Annotated in this window: 20 protein-coding genes; 4 read left to right on the plus strand and 16 right to left on the minus strand. The window is 41.8% G+C overall.

Annotated features, from left to right (window positions below):
- Positions 1-24 precede the first annotated feature (24 nt).
- A complete protein-coding gene (gene rnz / locus ACTJJD_RS01575) occupies positions 25-954 on the minus strand; it encodes a ribonuclease Z (RefSeq protein ID WP_440608045.1) in 930 nt (309 codons plus the stop codon).
- Positions 955-1176: 222 nt separating this feature from the next.
- On the opposite strand from rnz, the gene zwf reads away from it, so the two are divergent.
- On the plus strand, positions 1177-2652 hold the full coding sequence (gene zwf / locus ACTJJD_RS01580) for a glucose-6-phosphate dehydrogenase (RefSeq protein ID WP_008342269.1): 1476 nt from the start codon (positions 1177-1179) through the stop codon (positions 2650-2652).
- Positions 2653-2702: 50 nt separating this feature from the next.
- On the opposite strand, the gene ACTJJD_RS01585 is transcribed toward zwf, so the two are convergent.
- The 9 genes from ACTJJD_RS01585 to ACTJJD_RS01625 form a co-directional block, all read right to left on the minus strand.
- Complete coding sequence (locus tag ACTJJD_RS01585; RefSeq protein WP_008342268.1) at positions 2703-3425, minus strand: GntR family transcriptional regulator; 723 nt, start codon at positions 3423-3425, stop codon at positions 2703-2705.
- Positions 3426-3600: 175 nt separating this feature from the next.
- On the minus strand, positions 3601-5007 hold the full coding sequence (locus ACTJJD_RS01590) for a glycoside hydrolase family 1 protein (RefSeq protein WP_168948532.1): 1407 nt from the start codon (positions 5005-5007) through the stop codon (positions 3601-3603).
- Positions 4991-6337 (minus strand): PTS cellobiose transporter subunit IIC, encoded by a 1347-nt coding sequence (gene celB, locus ACTJJD_RS01595; RefSeq protein WP_007501108.1) that lies wholly within the window; start codon positions 6335-6337, stop codon positions 4991-4993. Before celB ends, ACTJJD_RS01590 begins: the two co-directional genes overlap by 17 nt.
- Positions 6338-6363: 26 nt before the next feature.
- Positions 6364-6696 carry a PTS lactose/cellobiose transporter subunit IIA gene (locus tag ACTJJD_RS01600; protein WP_017357943.1) on the minus strand — a complete coding sequence of 111 codons (333 nt, stop codon included), beginning with the start codon at positions 6694-6696 and terminating at the stop codon, positions 6364-6366.
- 3 nt (positions 6697-6699) lie between these two features.
- On the minus strand, positions 6700-7011 hold the full coding sequence (locus ACTJJD_RS01605; protein ID WP_008342261.1) for a PTS sugar transporter subunit IIB: 312 nt from the start codon (positions 7009-7011) through the stop codon (positions 6700-6702).
- A gap of 573 nt (positions 7012-7584) precedes the next feature.
- Positions 7585-8370 carry an SDR family oxidoreductase gene (locus tag ACTJJD_RS01610; RefSeq protein ID WP_041091776.1) on the minus strand — a complete coding sequence of 262 codons (786 nt, stop codon included), beginning with the start codon at positions 8368-8370 and terminating at the stop codon, positions 7585-7587.
- A 13-nt stretch (positions 8371-8383) separates the two neighbouring features.
- A complete protein-coding gene (locus ACTJJD_RS01615; RefSeq protein ID WP_024718904.1) occupies positions 8384-9229 on the minus strand; it encodes a GRP family sugar transporter in 846 nt (281 codons plus the stop codon).
- A gap of 315 nt (positions 9230-9544) precedes the next feature.
- A complete protein-coding gene (gndA, locus tag ACTJJD_RS01620; protein WP_440608046.1) occupies positions 9545-10954 on the minus strand; it encodes an NADP-dependent phosphogluconate dehydrogenase in 1410 nt (469 codons plus the stop codon).
- A 98-nt stretch (positions 10955-11052) separates the two neighbouring features.
- Positions 11053-12309, minus strand: a complete 1257-nt coding sequence (locus tag ACTJJD_RS01625) for a DNA polymerase IV (protein WP_216099380.1) — start codon at positions 12307-12309, stop codon at positions 11053-11055.
- Positions 12310-12429: 120 nt separating this feature from the next.
- On the opposite strand from ACTJJD_RS01625, the gene ACTJJD_RS01630 reads away from it, so the two are divergent.
- Together ACTJJD_RS01630 and ACTJJD_RS01635 are read left to right on the plus strand one after the other, a co-directional pair.
- Positions 12430-12711, plus strand: a complete 282-nt coding sequence (locus tag ACTJJD_RS01630) for a hypothetical protein (protein WP_008342247.1) — start codon at positions 12430-12432, stop codon at positions 12709-12711.
- A 25-nt stretch (positions 12712-12736) separates the two neighbouring features.
- A complete protein-coding gene (locus tag ACTJJD_RS01635; protein WP_007501121.1) occupies positions 12737-13555 on the plus strand; it encodes a membrane protein insertase YidC in 819 nt (272 codons plus the stop codon).
- A 126-nt stretch (positions 13556-13681) separates the two neighbouring features.
- Here the strand turns inward: ACTJJD_RS01635 and ACTJJD_RS01640 are convergent, their stop codons facing one another.
- The 4 genes from ACTJJD_RS01640 to mce are packed head-to-tail and all read right to left on the minus strand — an operon-like array spanning position 13682 to position 17177.
- On the minus strand, positions 13682-14146 hold the full coding sequence (locus tag ACTJJD_RS01640; RefSeq protein ID WP_008342245.1) for a chemotaxis protein CheW: 465 nt from the start codon (positions 14144-14146) through the stop codon (positions 13682-13684).
- A 14-nt stretch (positions 14147-14160) separates the two neighbouring features.
- A complete protein-coding gene (locus ACTJJD_RS01645) occupies positions 14161-15282 on the minus strand; it encodes a tripeptidase T (protein ID WP_035390776.1) in 1122 nt (373 codons plus the stop codon).
- A gap of 16 nt (positions 15283-15298) precedes the next feature.
- Complete coding sequence (locus ACTJJD_RS01650; protein WP_046343931.1) at positions 15299-16762, minus strand: acyl-CoA carboxylase subunit beta; 1464 nt, start codon at positions 16760-16762, stop codon at positions 15299-15301.
- Positions 16755-17177 (minus strand): methylmalonyl-CoA epimerase, encoded by a 423-nt coding sequence (gene mce / locus ACTJJD_RS01655; protein WP_035702812.1) that lies wholly within the window; start codon positions 17175-17177, stop codon positions 16755-16757. Before mce ends, ACTJJD_RS01650 begins: the two co-directional genes overlap by 8 nt.
- Positions 17178-17278: 101 nt before the next feature.
- Between mce and prli42 the strand changes: the two genes are divergently transcribed.
- Positions 17279-17371, plus strand: a complete 93-nt coding sequence (gene prli42 / locus ACTJJD_RS01660) for a stressosome-associated protein Prli42 (RefSeq protein ID WP_017357951.1) — start codon at positions 17279-17281, stop codon at positions 17369-17371.
- A 39-nt stretch (positions 17372-17410) separates the two neighbouring features.
- On the opposite strand, the gene ACTJJD_RS01665 is transcribed toward prli42, so the two are convergent.
- Positions 17411-17920, minus strand: a complete 510-nt coding sequence (locus ACTJJD_RS01665) for a L,D-transpeptidase (protein ID WP_035702811.1) — start codon at positions 17918-17920, stop codon at positions 17411-17413.
- Positions 17921-17972: 52 nt separating this feature from the next.
- On the minus strand, positions 17973-18926 hold the full coding sequence (locus ACTJJD_RS01670) for an aromatic acid exporter family protein (RefSeq protein ID WP_007501130.1): 954 nt from the start codon (positions 18924-18926) through the stop codon (positions 17973-17975).

Genomic DNA, 18926 nt, shown 5'->3' on the forward strand with positions numbered 1-18926 from the left:
TTTTTTTGACGATTCATCCAATTTTTACAGGGTACGGTCAATAGGAAAAGAAAAGAAATCATGTGCAGCTTCAGTCAGCGGGAATATATCGCGGGCTTCTTTGAGTAATTGTTTCAGTGACTCTTCCCCTTGGTACCGTGCACTAATATGGGTCAAAATCAGTCTTTTTGCGCCTGCTTCCTGCGCTGTTTTTGCTGCCTGTTCTGTCGTACTGTGATAATAATTATAGGCTAGTTCTGCATCTTCTTTCCCAAATGTTGCTTCATGGACTAACACATCCGCATTCTTGGCAAGCCTTGTTATATTCTCGCACAAACGGGTATCTCCTGAAAATGCAACGATTCTCCCTTTTTTAGGGGGTTCCAAATAATCGGTTCCATCAATTATTCTTCCATCTTCGAGTGTAACGGTTTCCCCATTTTTCAACTTCTGATACAAAGGTCCAGGTTTTACACCGATTTTTTTTAGGTCTTCGGCTTTTAGTGCACCCGGTACATCTTTTTCCACGACCCGATAACCGTAAGCTGGTATCCCATGAGACACTCGTCTTGCTTCTACTTGAAAGGTCTCATCTTCAAAAACGATCCCTTCCTCTATTTCTATGATATGCAGCGGATAAGTCAAATGCGTTTGTGTCGCTGAAAGTGCTGCGTTTACAAAAGCTTTAATGCCGCTTGGACCATATATCGTCAATTCATCCTCTCCGCCTTGAAAGGACCTGCTGCCAAGCAGACCCGGGAGACCATATACATGATCACCGTGCATATGCGTGATAAAGATCTTCTCAATTTTTCTTGGTTTAATCGTTGTATGTAATATTTGATGCTGCGTCGCTTCTCCGCAATCAAAAAGCCACACGGCTTTTCTCTCTTCTAAAAGCTTCAGCGCAGTGCAAGTGACGTTTCTTGTTTTTGCAGGAATGCCTGCACCTGTTCCTAAAAAGAGCAGTTCCATTACGATTTCCTCCTACAGCCGGTATACAATCTCTTCATTCATATAGAATACATGAAGACAGGATAAATGTGAATTCAGCGGAATTTTTGAAAAAAGTCAAACTCGGGCAGAAAAAGTCGAATCAAATGTTTGCTTTACGAACAATGAACCTTTAAAATAAAGAAAATGTACATACATTCTCGGTTTTTACAACAATGCTACGAATAAAGTGAGGTACTTTTCGTGAATACAGAAACTAACTATCCAAAAGCAGTCATTGTCATTTTTGGCGCAACAGGAGACCTTGCAAAACGCAAGCTCTACCCTTCTATACATAGACTTTATCATAGCGGAAAGCTTGGAGACCAATTCGCCGTTGTAGGTGTTGGACGTCGTCCTTGGTCTCATGAAGACCTAAGAGCTGTGGTAAAAGAATCGGTCTCTTCTGATGATGCAGAAGCAAAAGCAGAGGAATTTATTTCTCATTTCTATTACCATGATTTTGATGTCTCAAGCCCTGCTTCCTATCAAGCACTGAACACACTTCTTTCTGGTCTTGAAGATACATACAGTATCCCGAATAACCGGATGTTCTATTTAGCGATGGCACCAGAATTCTTCGGAACCATTGCGAAGTTTTTAAAAAGCGAAGGCGTATCAGAAACGACTGGATGGTCTCGACTTGTTATTGAAAAACCGTTTGGTCATGACCTGCCTAGTGCCAAAACATTAAATGAAGAGATCCGAGATGCATTTACAGAGGATCAAATTTATCGTATTGACCACTATCTTGGTAAACAGATGGTGCAAAACATTGAGGTAATTCGTTTTGCGAATGCGATCTTTGAACCGCTTTGGACAAACCGCTATATTTCAAACATTCAAATCACATCGAGTGAATCATTAGGTGTCGAAGACCGTGCGAGATATTACGAGAGTTCTGGTGCACTGAGAGATATGGTACAAAACCATATGCTTCAAATGGTTGCACTGCTAGCCATGGAGCCACCGATTAAGCTCAATACAGAGGAAATCCGTAGCGAAAAACGGAAAGCATTGCGTGCGCTTCGTCCATTCTCGAAAGATGAAGTGGATCAATTCTTTGTCCGCGGACAATATGATGCAGGAACAATTGATGGCAATATGGTTCCTTCCTATCTTGAAGAGCAAAATGTGGACCCAAACTCCAACACAGAAACATTCGTTGCAGGGAAACTTCTCATCGATAACTTCAGATGGGCCGGGGTACCATTTTACATTCGTACAGGAAAACGTCTAGAAAAGAAATCCACTCAAATCGTGGTGCAATTTAAAGACATTCCGATGAACCTGTACTACGGAAACGGGAATTCCATGCATCCAAACTTACTTGTGATTCACATTCAGCCAGACGAAGGCATCACCCTTCACCTGAATGCTCGCAAGCTTGATGGCGGAACGTATGCTAAACCAATTAAGCTGGACTATCAAACAAATTACAACGACATCATGAATACACCAGAAGCGTATGAAAAGCTAATTCATGACTGTTTGCTAGGTGATGCAACAAACTTTGCCCACTGGGATGAAGTGGCACTGTCTTGGAACTTTGTTGATCCAATTTCAGAAAAATGGGCTGAAACCAAAACGTTAAAACCAAATTATCCTGCTGGTTCTATGGGACCAAAAGAAGCAGATCAGCTTCTTGAAAAAGATGGATATCACTGGTGGAATATATAAAATCAACAAAAAAACAGCAGTCTCCCGATTGAGGGGGTTCTGCTCTTTTTTTAAAGTCGTGTTTTCGTAATTTCAACTGTTGAAAAATCAAATTTATCATAGCGATGATGGCTAAAGGAATATTCAAACGGCCGGCCTGTGTTTAAATAAGCCACCTGCTCCACTTCTAGCACCGGATCCGTAGGGTCACAGCCTAAATATTGCTGATCAAGCTGATCTGATTTAGCCGCTCTAATTTTTTTGTGCGCTCCTGCTACTTTTAATTGCAGTGTGTTTGTAATGTAGCTATAGATGGAACCCAATAAAACCTCTTCATCTATTCCCTTAATGACATTGACAGGCATAAAGGTTTTTTCTAATACATATGGCTCTTCTTCTACCAAACGGAGCCGAATAATGTCATAGACGGGTGTACTTGAGTCAATGGATAAATGAGCTGCCACCTCTTCACTTGGAAAATGCACATCAAAGCGAATGATTTGGCTCGTCACGTTTTTATCTGCCATCACTTTCGTGAACCCTTTATTTTCATGACCTGATACGTTGATCGCACCTTGATTTAGTGCTGCCTTCACAATAAATGTGCCATGACCTCTTTTTCTAAAGAGCAGACCTTCCGCCACTAAAAGATCGAGCGCACGCTTCATCGTCATTCTGCTGCATTTAAATTCAGCGGCAAGCGAGTTTTCATCTGGAATGGGTTGATCTTCTGGATAATATGCTGTTCCTATTCTTTTTCTAATTTCTTCTGAAATGAGTTCGTACTTTGTCATCTCACACCACCAACTGACTTGTTTTTTCATATCCTATTATAGCGCTTTCTAGCCTTCCTCTCATTCTACACTAAGCCTAGTGCGCTTAAAAGGTTCGAGCCACTTTCATTTCAACCCTTTCATCTTTACATAAGAAAAATACTTGCCCTTTTCAAGGAAAGAGCAAGTATCTTGATTAGAAACCATTATTCTCTGAAACCGATTGAAACCAATAGCCACTTTTTTTGATGGTACGTTTCCCGTCTTCCTCAAGGTCCACTGAGACAAATCCATAGCGATTTTTATAGGCATTCGACCATGACCAATTATCCATAAACGTCCACAGGTGATAGCCTTTTACATGACTTCCTTCTTGGATGGCTTGATGCACCCATTTAAGATGCTCAGAAATAAAATCAATGCGGTAATCGTCATGAATCATTCCTTCTTCATCCTGAAACCGCTCTTCTCCTTCAACACCCATTCCATTTTCAGAAATAAAGCATTCAATATTCCCATAGTCTGTCTGGACTTTTTTCAATATATCGTAAATACCCTTTTCATAGATTTCCCAGCCGCGGTACACATTCATTTTTCTGCCCGGCATTTCAAAAGAATCGAAATAATGATCTGGCATAAATGGTGCATCAGGGTGAGGCATGTGTTCCTTTGCTTTCACTCTTCTTGGCTGATAATAGTTGATGCCGAGAAGGTCGATCGTGTTCTCTTGAATGAGTTCAAGGTCTCCTTCTTCCATACTTGGCATAAAGCCTTCTTTCTTTAAGACTTCTACTAGTTTTTCTGGGAAATGTCCCTTCACCGCAGGATCTAGGAAGGACCGGTTAAAGAAGGCGTCAGCCATCTCAGCTGCTTCGACATCCCTCGGATTCTGGCTTCGCGGATACGAAGGAGTAAGGTTCAGGATAATGCCTATTTTCCCATCCTGCTTCATCTCTTTATAAGCCGCAATGGCCTTAGCATTTGATAAAATCTCATGAAATCCAACTTGCACTGCCTTTTGGAAATCAACTTCGTTTGGATAATGGAAGCTATACATATATCCACCCTCTACAGGGACAATCGGCTCGTTATGGGTAAACCATTTTTTCACCCGGTCGCCAAATAGCTGAAAACACAATGTCGCATAGCTGACATAATCGTCTACGACCTGCCTGTTTACCCATCCTCCCGTCTCTTGCAACGCCATTGGCATATCAAAATGATACAAGTTCACAAACGGTTCAATGTCACTGGCTATCAGTTCATTGATCACATCATTGTAAAAAGCCACAGCTTCTTCATTAACAGCCCCTTTTCCCTCAGGTAAAAGGCGTGACCATGAAATAGATAGACGAAACGAGTTGTGCCCAATCTCCTTCATGAGGCGGATATCCTCTTTGTATTTACGATAAAATTGCGAGGTTACACCTGGACCGACGCCCTGAAAAAAACGATTCGGCTCTTTTTCAAACCAGTGATCCCAAATGTTCGGTCCCTTTCCATCTCCTGGATAACTGCCTTCTGTTTGCGTAGCAGAGGCAGAAGATCCCCACCAGAAACCTTCTGGAAATGTATATGATTGACTGTTAGTTTCCATCGACATGTATTGAGTCTCCTTCACCTTTGATGTTTGTTTGTTTCGTTTTTTCTGTCGTGACTATTTTTTCATTTTTCACATTCATACGATCAATAAATTTTAGGAACGGGAACCAAATGACAAACACAATCATTAAATTAAACAGCTGAAGCAGACCGCCCGCTAATGAATTCGTTGCCATGACTCCGCTAATAAAGATCGGTACTGTCCATGGAATATTCACGCCTGTCGGAGGCGGCACAATACCTGCGGCCATCGCAAAATAAGAAATACAAGTAATCACCATTGGCGCCAAAATCCATGGAATGAGAATAAGCGGGTTCATCACAATCGGTAAACCGAAGATAATGGGTTCATTGACGTTAAATAAACCTGGTCCTAAGCCGAGCTTTGCTACTTGTTTCAATTGCTTACTTTTAAGAAAAATTAAAATCGTAAACACAACAGCTAGCGTCATACCGGTTCCACCCATACCCACTGTATAGATTTCGATAAACTGCTTGCTGATGATGTTCGGAACCTCACCTGTTTTTGTGTAGCTTTCTAGATTTTGAATGGACAATGTATTCCAAATCGGGTCCATGACAGAGTTGATAATAATTTGGCCGTGGAGCCCAAAGAACCAAAGAATTTGTATAAAGAAAATAGCGATCAAGGTCGGAATGATACCGCTTCCAAGTCCGACAAGCGGCGCCTGAATCGCATTGTAAATCAAGTCATGCATGTTGGTTTTGAACCCTTGTGTAATGATGATATTGATCAGTAGAAAGGTTGTGAGTGTCAAAGTAGCCGGGATGAGTGCAGCAAAAGACTTAGAAACAGCTGGCGGAACCCCTTGCGGCATATTGATGACAAATTTCTTTTGGACAAAATAGCGATAAATTTCAGCAGACAAAAAGCCTGTGATCATTCCAAGGAACATTCCCTTTGCGCCCAAACGATCGACTGGGATGACGCCTGCAATGGATGCACCGCCCTCTTGTTCTAGTAAAAATGGCGTAAGGAGCAGAAAAGAGGCTAAAGCGATCACACCGCCAAAGACAGCTTCCACATCATAGCTTTTCGATAAATAGTAGCCAATCCCAAATACAACAAACACACTCATAATGCTGATGGTCGCACTAGGTGCAATATTCAGTGCAGACTGAACACCTTCCAGTGCTGTTTGACTCATGATCTTATCTAAAAATGGCAAATTCATTAATACGACCATGATGGAACCAAAAATCGTTAATGGGAACGCAAGCATAAAGGCATCCCTTAATACCCCTAGATAGCGATTGTTGTTCAATCTCCCAGCAATCGGAACCAAAATCGCACTTATTTTATCAAACATTGGTTTCCCCCCCTTGTTTACACCCTTTATTGTTTCAATGATTGCAATATCGGTAAGAGCTCTCCCACAAGCTCTTTTATTGTCATCGTTGACATGAAATGATCTTCGGCATGCATGAGCAGCAAGGAGAATGAAATCGTTTCTCCGCTTGCCTCTTGCTGTACCATTTGAAAATGAATATCATGTGCATTCCGCAAGTCATCTTCCGCTTCTTTGAGAAGGTCAGATGCTACTGTTTCATGACCTTCTCTGAATTGTTTAAGAGATTGAAGCAATTTGCTTCGTGCATTTCCGCTGTGTAAGATCAATTGAAAACTGATTTGTTCTTCCGTGAGTCCTTCGAGCGTTTTCTTTTCCATCCTTTAAGATTCCCCCATCAATGAAACCGCTTGTTCATACGCTTTTTGTCCATCTGCTAGCCCATACGCCTGCATATCGATGACCTCTACTTCAATCCCATATTTTTGAGCTTCTTTTTGAAGATCCCCTTTTAAAAAGCTCATTTGCGGTCCAATTAATACAACATCGGCATGTGCCATTTCTTTTCTCGCTTGGTCTTGTCCGACTGCCCAAATCTCTGCTTCTTCCCCTATAGACTCAGCATGTGCCTTCATCTTTGTGACTAGTAAACTCGTAGACATACCTGAACTGCATGCTAATAAAATACGTTTCATTTCTCTCACCCCATTGTTGTAATAAAAGCGCTTCCAGTTAATATTATATATTTTTATTTTTAAATGTCTAGACATTTAATTATATATGTCTGTATTTTATTTTAAAAATGACCGTATCAATACTCACAACAAGCTTTCAGAACAAAAAAGATCTCATCCAGATATGAACGAGACCCCTTTTCTTTTAAAAAATACTCTCCGAATGAACCATAAAGTAGCTTTTTCTTCAGAAGATTTGAGAACTTTGTTAAAATAAGTGCTAATGACTTAGCTCATTCAAAAACCCATAAATCATGAGAAGTAACTGCCCCGAGATGGAAACAGATGCTATTCCCACTCAATTTGATGGATAGGTAAACGTCTTTTGCTGCTACTTTTCGAATCTATTCATATCTTTGTAATCAAAATTTGGGTAAAGCCTGTAAAAGAAACAAGCATATTTGAATAAGGCGTATAAACGGATAAAAGCGTGTGAATGTTTATACACACGCTTTTCATTAGTCTTCACATGCACATACTAGATCATAATTTGATGTTGTGTTATCCTCTGGACCCAGCCCGTGATCATCACGATTATCCTTTTCCTGCTTGGAATCCCGGGTACTTGGTCATACCGCCGTCTACATATAACGTCAACCCTGTCACATAGCTCGCCTCTTTTGATGCAAGCCAGACAGCACATGCTGCCACTTCTTCCGGTTTTCCGATATAACCAATCGGTATCAGCTCAATGACGCCCTTTTTCAATGCTGGATCATCAAATTTTTCGGCATTGATCGGGGTATCAATTGCGCCTGGTGCAATGCTGTTTACGCGAATTTTTTTAGGGGCATATTCTAGTGCCAGCGTTTCTGTCAAAAGCTTGGCGCCTCCTTTACTTGCTGCATAATGGACAAAATGAGGCCACGGAATTTGCTGATGGACCGACGACATATTAATAATCGACCCCTCGATCCCGTGTTCTGTCATATACTTCAATGCATCACGGCACCCTAAAAACATACCTGTTAAATTGGTGGACATCACTTTGTTCCAGTTATCTAGCGTCATTTCAGTTGAAGGAACTTCATTTTCAATTCCTGCATTATTGATCATGACATCAAGACTGCCATATGTATTGACAGCTTGATCAATCATCGCCTTCATATCCTCTTCTTTTGATACATCCCCTTGAATTTTGACAGCCTGTCCGCCACTTTTTTGAATCTCAGCAATCGTGTCGTCCGGGTTTTCTTTATCTGAGAAATAATTGATCACTACATTGGCTTTTTCTTGTCCAAACCGGCGTGCCATCGCCTGACCTATCCCTGTACCTGCTCCTGTGATGAGAACTGTTTTTCCTTCCAAATCTGGATACATTCGCTTAAACCTCCTATTTTGTAAAACCTAGTAGCACACCGCCTGCGATAATCATCAAGCAGCCTGCAATGACAAAGCTTGTTTTAGATGCTTTCTCTTTTAATAAATAAATACCGCCTAAAGTCGAGATGACAATTCCTGTTTGAGACATGGAAAAACTTACTGCTACGCCAATGAGTGGAATCGCCAAAAGAAGTCCTAGATTTCCTGTCGACCACACAAGACCAGCAATGATATTTCTGAACGTATATTTGCTAAACGGGTCTTGCTTTAGACTAATCGCTAACGATGAAAGCAGCATGCCGACAGATTGCGGAACGAGCGCAGACCAGCCATCTATATGAAACCATCTTAAAATGACGACGTATCCTACGTAGCCTACGGTTGAGATGAGCAAAATGATGATTCCCTTTTTAAAATTGCCGCCTTCGTTCCCGCCACTCTTTTTTTGACCGAGGGATGTCATGACAACGCCAGCAATAATAAATAAAATGGCACAAGAACCAATAAGTATGACCGTCATGGTTTGCCATTCTTTGAAGACGATGACACCAAATAATGTCGTGCTCACAAGCTGCATACCCGTTGATAAAGGAACAGCCTTTGACACCCCTAGAAAGGCGACACTTGAAAGCTGATTCATTTGCCCAATACTCCAAAAGATCCCAGAGATAACGGAAACCGCAAAAATAAGCGGTGTCAGTTCCGGCATTTTGATCAAATAGGCGCCGATTGAAAACAAAAAAGCGCCGAGGGTAATGCCGAGTGTTTGCTGATAGGCATTCCCGCCAAGTTTGACACTGATGAGAACAATACTTCCCCAAAATATCGCTGGGAGAAGTGCATATAAAATGCCCACTTCTATCCCTACTTTCTGTTCTTTTTTACTTAGCATCCCTCTTTTTCGGATTTTTAGCCGAATAGATGTAAACACAAAAAAGACCTTACCAAAGGTAAGGTCACAGCGTGTAGACAAACCCTCGCATTCGGTGTCAGTCCTGCGTGCTGGTGCTCACGAATGTCAAATTCGCTCCGCGCCAGTACTCGGCCTTCCTAGCCTGCAAAGGTTTTCTATCACGCTAAAAAGAAGACAAAGGGCTAAAATCAAGTTCATTTTAGCCCTTTGTCAACTATCTGAGACCTTACCAAGGTAAGGTCTTTTGAGGTTGTATACTTATTTCATCCATTCAGTATGGAAGACGCCTTCTTTATCTGTGCGCTCATACGTATGTGCGCCGAAGTAGTCACGCTGTGCTTGAATTAAGTTAGCTGGAAGGACAGCTGTACGATAGCTATCAAAGTAAGCTAGTGCACTTGAGAATGAAGGAACAGGAACACCTTGTTCTACTGCAAGTGAAATCACTTTACGAAGTGATGATTGATAGCTTTCTACGATATCCTTGAAGTAAGGATCAAGCAATAGGTTTTTCAATTCAGGGTTACGGTCATATGCTTCTTTGATTTGCTGCAGGAAGGCTGCACGAATGATACATCCACCACGGAAGATCATCGCAATTTCACCGTATTTCAAATCCCAGTTATACTCATCAGACGCTGCTTTCATTTGCGCAAAACCTTGTGCATATGAGCAGATTTTACTCATGAATAGGGCTTTTCTAACTGCTTCGATCAGCTCTTGTTTATTCTTTGCTGATTGCGCTGGCTTAGGACCTTCAATTAATTGACTTGCTTCAACACGCTCATCTTTCATTGCTGAAATGTAACGCGCGAAAACAGATTCAGTAATGATTGGAAGCGGAACACCTAGATCAAGAGAGCTTTGGCTCGTCCATTTCCCAGTTCCTTTTTGTCCAGCTTTATCTAAGATCACATCCACAAGCGGCTGATTTGTTTCTTCATCCACTTTTGTGAAAATGTCAGCTGTAATTTCAATTAAGTAGCTGTCAAGTTCGCCTTTATTCCACTCTGAGAATACTTCATGAAGCTCCTCTGCTGACAATCCTGCCACATGCTTCAAGATAAAGTATGATTCAGAGATCAATTGCATGTCTCCGTACTCGATACCGTTATGAACCATTTTGACATAATGTCCTGCTCCATCTGGACCGATATACGTTGTACAAGGCTCACCATCTACTTTCGCAGAGATGGCTTCTAAAATTGGTTTCACTAGCTCGTGCGCTTCTTTTTGACCGCCAGGCATGATAGAAGGACCTTTAAGTGCGCCTTCTTCACCGCCAGAAACACCTGTACCAATGAAGTGAATACCACTTTCCGCAAGCTCTTGGTTACGTCTTTGTGTATCCTTGTAATATGTATTTCCACCATCAATTAAAATGTCACCTTTCTCTAGGTGAGGCAGTAATGATTGAATGGTTGCATCTGTTGCTGCACCCGCTTTTACCATTAAAAGAATTTTACGCGGCGTTTCAAGCGATTGAACAAATTCTTCAATGCTGTATGTGCCTACAACGTTTTTCCCTTGTGATTCTTGAAGAAACTCTTCTGTTTTGCTGCTAGATCTGTTATAAACGGACACGGAGAAACCGCGGCTTTCAATATTTAGGGCAAGGTTTTTCCCCATAACGGCTAGTCCAACGACACCGATTTGTTGTTTTGACATAATTCTGACGTCCCTTCTAACACACTATATTGATTACTGCTGAAATGATGTACCCTTTGAAATTACCACAACATCACCTCTTTTATCAAGTTTTCAGGCTAGTCATTTCCTCTTTCGTCCTGAAAAAAGTCTTTATTAAAACTTGTACCACTTGTTTTGCTCTCTTTTTCCTTAATGGTCACTCCTCTTTGGATGAGTGGTTTACCGTATTTTTCTTTCAGTCCGTCTAAAAGAGATTGGAGCGGTTCGTCCTTTGCATCTTCTGTATAAGAGAATAAATCAAGTTGCTTGACAGCTGATTTTCGTTCCACAAGATCGGTCCCCGTCACACCTAAAAGTCTTACAGGCTGGTCATTCCAATGCTTTAGGAATAGCTGCTTTGCCGCCTCAAATAGATCTTCATTTCGATCAGTTGGATTCGTGAGTGTGACGCTCCGTGTGATATTTTTCCAGCTTGCATACCGAATCATAATGAGCAACCGGTTTGCCATCACTTCTTTTCTTCGTAATCTGGCACTCACCGATTGCGACAGTTTCTCTATTAATGAAACGAGTTCATCTGTATCATCAGAATCGTGAGGAAGAGTGGAAGAATTGCCGACAGATTTAAATTCGTATATTCTTTCTGGATCGACAATGCCGTCATGCTCTCCGTTTGCTTTTTGCTTTAACCTCGGTCCATTGATGCCTAATAACTCTTTCAGCGCATATTCATTCGCTTTTGCTAAATCTTCAATAGTATGAATTCCGATGGTTTTCAGCTTATCTGCCGTTTTCTGTCCAACCCCATGCATGTCACCTGCAGGGAGCGGCCAGAGCATTGTCGGGACATCTCGTTTACGCAAAATGGTAATGCCCATTGGCTTTTTCCAATTAGACGCCATCTTCGCTAGAAATTTATTCGGTGCAATGCCAATACTCGATGGAAGCATGAGCTCTTCTACGAGCCTCGTTTGAATATCATGAGCGGTTTTTACGGCATGCTCAGCATAAGGTGTATCGGTTAAATCAATATAGCCTTCATCAATTGAAACGGGTTCAACTAAGTCACTATATTCTCTTAGTATGGTAAACATTTCTTGTGAGGAGCTGCGGTACCGGTCGAAGTTGGGTGTACGCACAATCAGTCCCGGACATAGCCGCTTCGCTTCCCAAAGTGGCATCGGCGGCTTCACCCCGAGTGCTCTTGCCTCGTAGCTGCAGGTTACAACTATGCCTTTGCGCTCTTTTGCATTTCCGCTAATGGCTAAAGGTTTCCCTCTCAAAGAAGGATCATACGCCATTTCTACCGATGCATAAAAACTATTCATATCAATATGAAAAATGATTCGCCCCTTCTTTTGAGAATCAGCCATTTGCTTGCCTCCTTAGGTGATCTACTTTCCTTCACTTCACCGTGATTTCACCTGTTTGTTCCATTAGACATTTCATATGGTGTATAGTACACTGTGAGTAATGAAATGGATGTGATAATCATGATTATTGATACATTCAATGAAGTCTTTTTCCTTGTTGAATTCTTTACGATTATTCTTCCAGCGCTGACCGCCATTGGTATTGCTTTCTTATTAAAAGACTGCCGAATGAACGAGCACCTCGGAGGACATCGTTTAGAAGAGTTGGATGCATCTTGTTTGAATCGAACAGACTTTCTGTTTATCATATATGATCGCATTACAACTTGGATTAGTAAAGTCATTCGAATGAAAAGATCATCAAATGATGATGAAGACCATTCGCTTCCTCTCTCTTATTAGATTTTATTATTGAGGAGGAAACGAATTGAAACGTTTATTGACAATTTGTACGACTTTATTTTTGATGATGGTAGCGTCACCGGCATTTGCTGCCAGTGCGCAAACAAATACAAGCTCTGATGGGTTTTTCCATCATTATTTTGTTCAGCCTTTTTCTGAGTTGATTATCTGGCTTGCGAACTTTTTCCATGATGACTACGGTTTATCTATTATGTTCGTGACATTGATTGTCCGGCTGCTTATTTTCCCGCTTTTTGCAAACCAATTTAAAAAGCAGAGAGTGATGCAAGAGAAAATGGCACTCGTTAAACCTCAGATTGACCAAATACAAAGCAAATTGAAAAAAACGAAAGAACCTGAAAAACAAAAAGAACTGCAAATGGAAATGATGAAAGTATATAAAGACAACAATGTGAACCCGCTGGCAATGGGCTGTCTGCCGATGCTGATTCAAATCCCAATTGTTCTTGGCTTTTACTCAGCAATCCGCTCAACACCTGAGATTGCAACACATTCGTTCTTATGGTTTAACTTAGGACAAACTGATCTTTTGGTAGCGATCTTTGCAGGGGCCATGTATTTCTTGCAATTTTATGTCACACAAAAATTCGCAAAACAATCAGGCACCCAAACAGAAGCTGCACTGAAACAAGCAAAAATCATGGGCATGATTTTCCCAGTCATGATGCTGTTTCTATCAATTAATGCTCCCGCTGCTCTTCCTTTATATTGGATGACAAGTGGACTTTTACTCACCATTCAAACGATTATTTTAAATGTGATGTACCAAAAATCAAAAACAAAAGCTGCGGCAAACGATTCAATTAACCCAGCAGCTGAATAAATTATAGCCCCCTTACCGGAACATGATAAGGGGGCTTTATTTGTCTTCTGTAGAGCGCAACAAATAAAAGATGCGTGAGCTCCGGCACGCAAAATGACCCCTTATCCATGGATAAGGGGCCTTTGTTTATGCCAATTCCTCTTTCAATCGCTCAGGCAATTGATCAAGATCCTCAATTTTCCCTAGAAACTTATTAGGGTCCACTTGTAAAATCATCTTGTTCTCTCTCTCAACGACGCCGAAGAAATATTCAGATGCTTTTGTGTTCATATGAAATGGCTTGATCTCACTTAACTCGATATCAATGATATCTTTTGCATCAGAAACAAGGCAGCCAATCATTTGATCGTTCAATTCAAATAGTAGAACCTTAGACTGTTCGGTTACATCCAGAGGTTTTCCGTGCAGCATGACACCTGTGTCACTGACTGGAATGACCTCTCCTCTTAACGACATGAGTCCTTTAATCTCTTTTGGAAGGTTCGATACTTCTTGTAAATAAGGGACCTTCTCAATTGAGCGTATATGTTCTACGCTGATACCAAAATCCTCTTGTCCCACTTGGAAAATAATGATCTTTTGCGTGCTCACAGAGTCTCCTGCCTTTACGATGGATTTGTCGTTTCTTCGATAATGGCGAGAACCATTTCAGCTGTCTTGACTAATTCTTCAATCGGCATTTTCTCATTTTTCGTATGAATATCTTCATATCCAACAGCTAGGTTGACGGTCGGGATGCCATTTCCAGCAATGACGTTTGCATCACTGCCTCCCCCGCTTGTCTGTAGTTCTGAAGGACGGCCAATTTTCGCAGCCGCTTTTTTCGCCACTTCAACGACTTGATCGCCGTGTGAGAATTTAAAGCCTGGATACATGATGTCAATTTGTACATCGGCACTTCCGCCCATTTCTTTAGCGGTTTTTTCAAAGGCTTCTTTCATTTTCGCTACTTGCGCTTCCATTTTTGCCGGTTCTAAAGAACGTGCCTCTGCCAAAATATCCACTTGATCACAGACAATATTCGTTTGTGTTCCGCCTTCAAAGCGGCCAATATTCGCCGTTGTTTCTTCATCAATACGGCCAAGCGGCATGCTGGCGATCGCTTTTGATGCAATCGTAATCGCAGAGACGCCTTTTTCAGGTGCCACTCCTGCGTGAGCTGTTTTTCCGTAAATGGTTGCACGTACTTTCGCCTGTGTTGGCGCAGCCACGATAATGGTACCGACCTTGCCATCTGAATCAAGGGCATAACCATATTTTGCTGTCATCAGTTTCGGATCTAACGCTTTTGCTCCTACAAGTCCTGATTCTTCACCAGCTGTAATGACAAATTCAATCTTGCCATGCGGTACATTTTTCTCTTTTAGGACACGGATCGCTTCAAACATTGCAGCAAGCCCTGTTTTATCGTCAGCACCAAGAATGGTTGTGCCATCTGTCTTGACATAGCCGTCTTCAATGACTGGCTTAACACCATTACCTGGTACAACTGTATCCATATGAGAAGTAAAATAAATCGTATCTGCCTCTTGATTCCCTTCAAGTGTGCAAATAAGATTGCCTGCTCCATGGCCGGTTGTCTCTTTTGAATCATCTTCGACTACATTAAGCCCTAAACCAGTAAATTTCTCTTTTAGGACTTCAACAATTTTTTCTTCATGTTTCGTTTCTGAATCGATTTGAACAAGTTCTAAAAATTCGTCTAATAAGCGTTTCTCATTGATCATGGTGATGTTCCTCCTCTTATAGCGGCATGTTTCCATGCTTTTTTAACGGTCTATCTTCTTCCTTACTGCGAAGCAGGTCAAATGAGCGAATGAGCCGCTCTCTCGTTTCATCTGGCATTAAAATATCGTCGATTAATCCTAATTGTGCTGCCTTCATGACACTAGGTTCATTGTCCACCTCACGCAAAGCAGGATGAACAATTTCGTCTGCAAACGATTTTCCCATGACATCAATTTCTGCCTCTGGCCATGCATACACAAAGTCAGCACCTAAGCCCTTACTATTCATCGCAACGTATGCACCGCCAAATGCCTTTCGCAAAATCACAGTGATCTTTGGAACGGTCGCCTCAGCGTACGCATACAGAAGCTTTGCGCCGTGGCGGATAATGCCTGCATGCTCAGCTTTCTCCCCTGGCAAAAAACCAGGAACGTCCACAAGGGTTAAAATGGGAATATGAAATGCATCGCAAAATCGAATAAACCGAGCCGCTTTATCAGCAGCATCGAGGTCAAGGCTTCCTGCCAGCACCTTAGGCTGATTGGCTACAAGACCAATGGAAGACCCTTGTAATCTGGCAAAACCTGTGACGATATTTTTGGAGAAACAACGCTGCGTTTCAAAAAATGAGCCGTGGTCGGTGATCGCTGTCACCACTTGTTTGACATCATAAGTACGTGATGGCTCCTTTGGCAAGATGTTCCCAAGATCGCTCGCATCATGCTTTTGCACCTTACGATGAATGACAGGCCGTCGTTTCGTTGGTATGTACGTTAAAAGCGTTCGAACTGCTTTTAACACGTCTCTCTCATCTTTCCCTGTATAGTGCACATTCCCGCTTGTTTGATGCTGAACTGCTGCACCTCCAAGCCGGTCAGGACAGACCGTCTCTCCTGTTGCTTTTTCTATCACTTTCGGTCCAGTTAAAAACATATGAGCTGTTTGCTCCGTCATGAATACAAAATCCGTCAGTGCAGGTGAATAAACTGCACCTCCCGCACAGGAGCCTAAAATAACGGATATTTGCGGAATTTGACCAGAGTACAGCACATTCCGTTTAAAAATCTGACCGTATCCCTCTAATGATACCACACCCTCTTGAATTCTCGCACCACCTGAGTCTTTTAGACCGATAACAGGCATTTGATTTTTAGCAGCCAAATCCATTAAAGCCGCTATTTTTTTCGCATGCATGTCCCCTAGCGAACCCCCGTACACGGTCGCATCTTGTGCATAAACGCCTACTTGTCTCCCATGAATCAGTCCCGTCCCAGTGACAACGCCATCCCCTAAATGTTCTGAGCGGCAGCCTTTAGCAAATGACTGAATTTCCATAAAGCTGCCTTCATCAAGAAGTTCATGAAGCCGCTGCCGAACAGTCAGCTTTCCTTTGTTTCGGTGAGCTGCTGCTCGTTTTTCACCGCCGCCCCTTAAAGCTTTCTCGCGCCATTCAGACAAGTCATTGAACGATTCATGCATCTTCCTGTTTCTCTCCTTTCAAAGGTTCACACAATTCAATTAGCACACCTGACGTTTCTTTTGGTGAAATAAACGCAATGCGATTTCCGTTCGCACCATTTTGTGCGCCCTTTTGAATGAGCTGCATGCCGAGCTCCTCAAGTTGACTGAGATCAGCCTGAATGTCACCTGACTTTAATGCAATATGATGAAGCCCCTCTCCTCTTTTTATTAAAAAGGTATGTAATGTGCTGTGATCCTCCATCGGTTCAATCAACTCAATGTGCAGATCACCTAGGGAAGCAAAAGATACTTTGACCCCTTGATTCGGAAGTACTTCTATGTCTGAAAATTCCCAGTTAAACAGCCTAGAGAACGTACGTGCTGTTTTTTGAATTGAGAAAACGGCAATGGCTATATGATCGATTTGATTCATCCGTTCACTTCCTTTGTACATCACTTGTCGCCTGCGTAAAAACGAGCTAGAATAAAGAAAGGTGCGCTCGTCGCAAAAACATTTGATTATAGGGGTGCGATATGTCTCAGAAATTCATGAAATTTATGGTATTGCTCATGATTAGCTTACTGTTAATTTCTTCACTTTTAGCAGGAGCGGCAGCCTTTTTATAAAGTGTTGATAAAAAAGCAGACAAGCAGGTGATTCGTTTTTTAACGAATGGCCTGTTTGTCTTTGGCCAGTTTTTCAAATGCATCGCTTGATGTCGTGATCCATACCTTTGTACCAACTGGAAGCTGATCAAATAGCCGTTCTACATCTTGATTATGAAGACGTACACAGCCTGCCGTAATAAATTTCCCTATCGATGTCTCATCACTTGTTCCATGAATGCCATAGGTTCTCCCGTCGGTTCCTCGCGCATCAAATCCAATCCACCTTCGGCCGAGTGGGTTATTCTTCGCACCGCCTTCAATATTTTTTCTTCTGTAATAAGGATCTTTCGCTTTGATCATAATCGTAAATTCACCTTCTGGCGTTAAATCAGCTGTTTTGCCAGTAGAAGCCGGGTAGACTTTTTGAATTTCCCCATGATCAATATACGCAAGCTCGTTCGTTTGTTTATTAATAATGACATACGGGTCTCCTGGAAGCGGGTTTTGCCCGAGCGGCCAGATGGGTGAAAGGGACATGGTCAGCACAGTATAAAATAAAAGACGCATAGGCTCCTCCTTTTTCATTAGATTGACCAATGAAGGAGGAACTCATGCGTCTTTATTCTTTCATCCCTTTAAAATAACTTTTCAACACCAAATATTGTTCCATTTCCCCGAGAAAATGAAAGAGTGCGGCTCTAGCTTCAAATTCTTCACGTGTTTGCGGAAGCGGCAGTGCATCAAACTCTTCTTTCATATCAATCAGGCGTCTTAAGAACTTATGAGCCGTGTTCCCTGGGTGAATATGTTCTCGTAAATCTCTAATATATTCTGCAATGATTTGCCCATGCTCCGTTGTAACAGAAATGGACGTAATTTTCGGAAGCACCCGCTCAATGATTTCAAATTGCTTTTGTCTCATGTTGAAATAATGATAATACAGATTTTCATGTCTTAAGACATGATTTTCAACATCACGGTATGCAAGAGCTTTCGCTTCTTTAATCAATTGATGCGTCTCTGGAATTTCTTTTCCTGTCCAGTCTTGTTTTCCGGTCATTAAATATTGCTCGATTTCTTCAAAGATTTTCGCAAAATTCGCTTCAATTTGTTCACTGTATTGTTTCAGCTTTTTATCAACGCTAGGCATATACAGGTTCATTATGAGTGCGACCCCTACACCAATGGTGATGAGTAAAAGCTCATTCCAGATGAGATGAAGCGTAATGCCTCCAGACATATACAAATGAAGGATAATCACTGAACTTGTGACAATCCCTTCTTTAATCCGAAGCAAGACCGTTGTTGGAATAAAGACGAGCAGCATCAGTCCAATGACGAAAGGATGATACCCAATCAGATCAAAAAATAAATAAGAAAATAAGATGGCAAGACTGCATGCGGCAAAGCGGGCCCCAGATGCGAGGAGTGACCTTTTTTTCGTCACCTGAATACATAGGATCGTAATAATGCCGGCAGCTGAATAGTTTTGCAGACCGAGCATTTGTGCAATGTAAATGGCTAGAGCTGTTCCTAATGCTGTTTTCAGCGTTCGGTAGCCGATTTTAAACAT

The sequence above is a fragment of the Bacillus sp. 22446 genome (assembly GCF_052044955.1).
In the GTDB taxonomy this organism is placed as follows: domain Bacteria; phylum Bacillota; class Bacilli; order Bacillales; family Bacillaceae; genus Bacillus; species Bacillus altitudinis.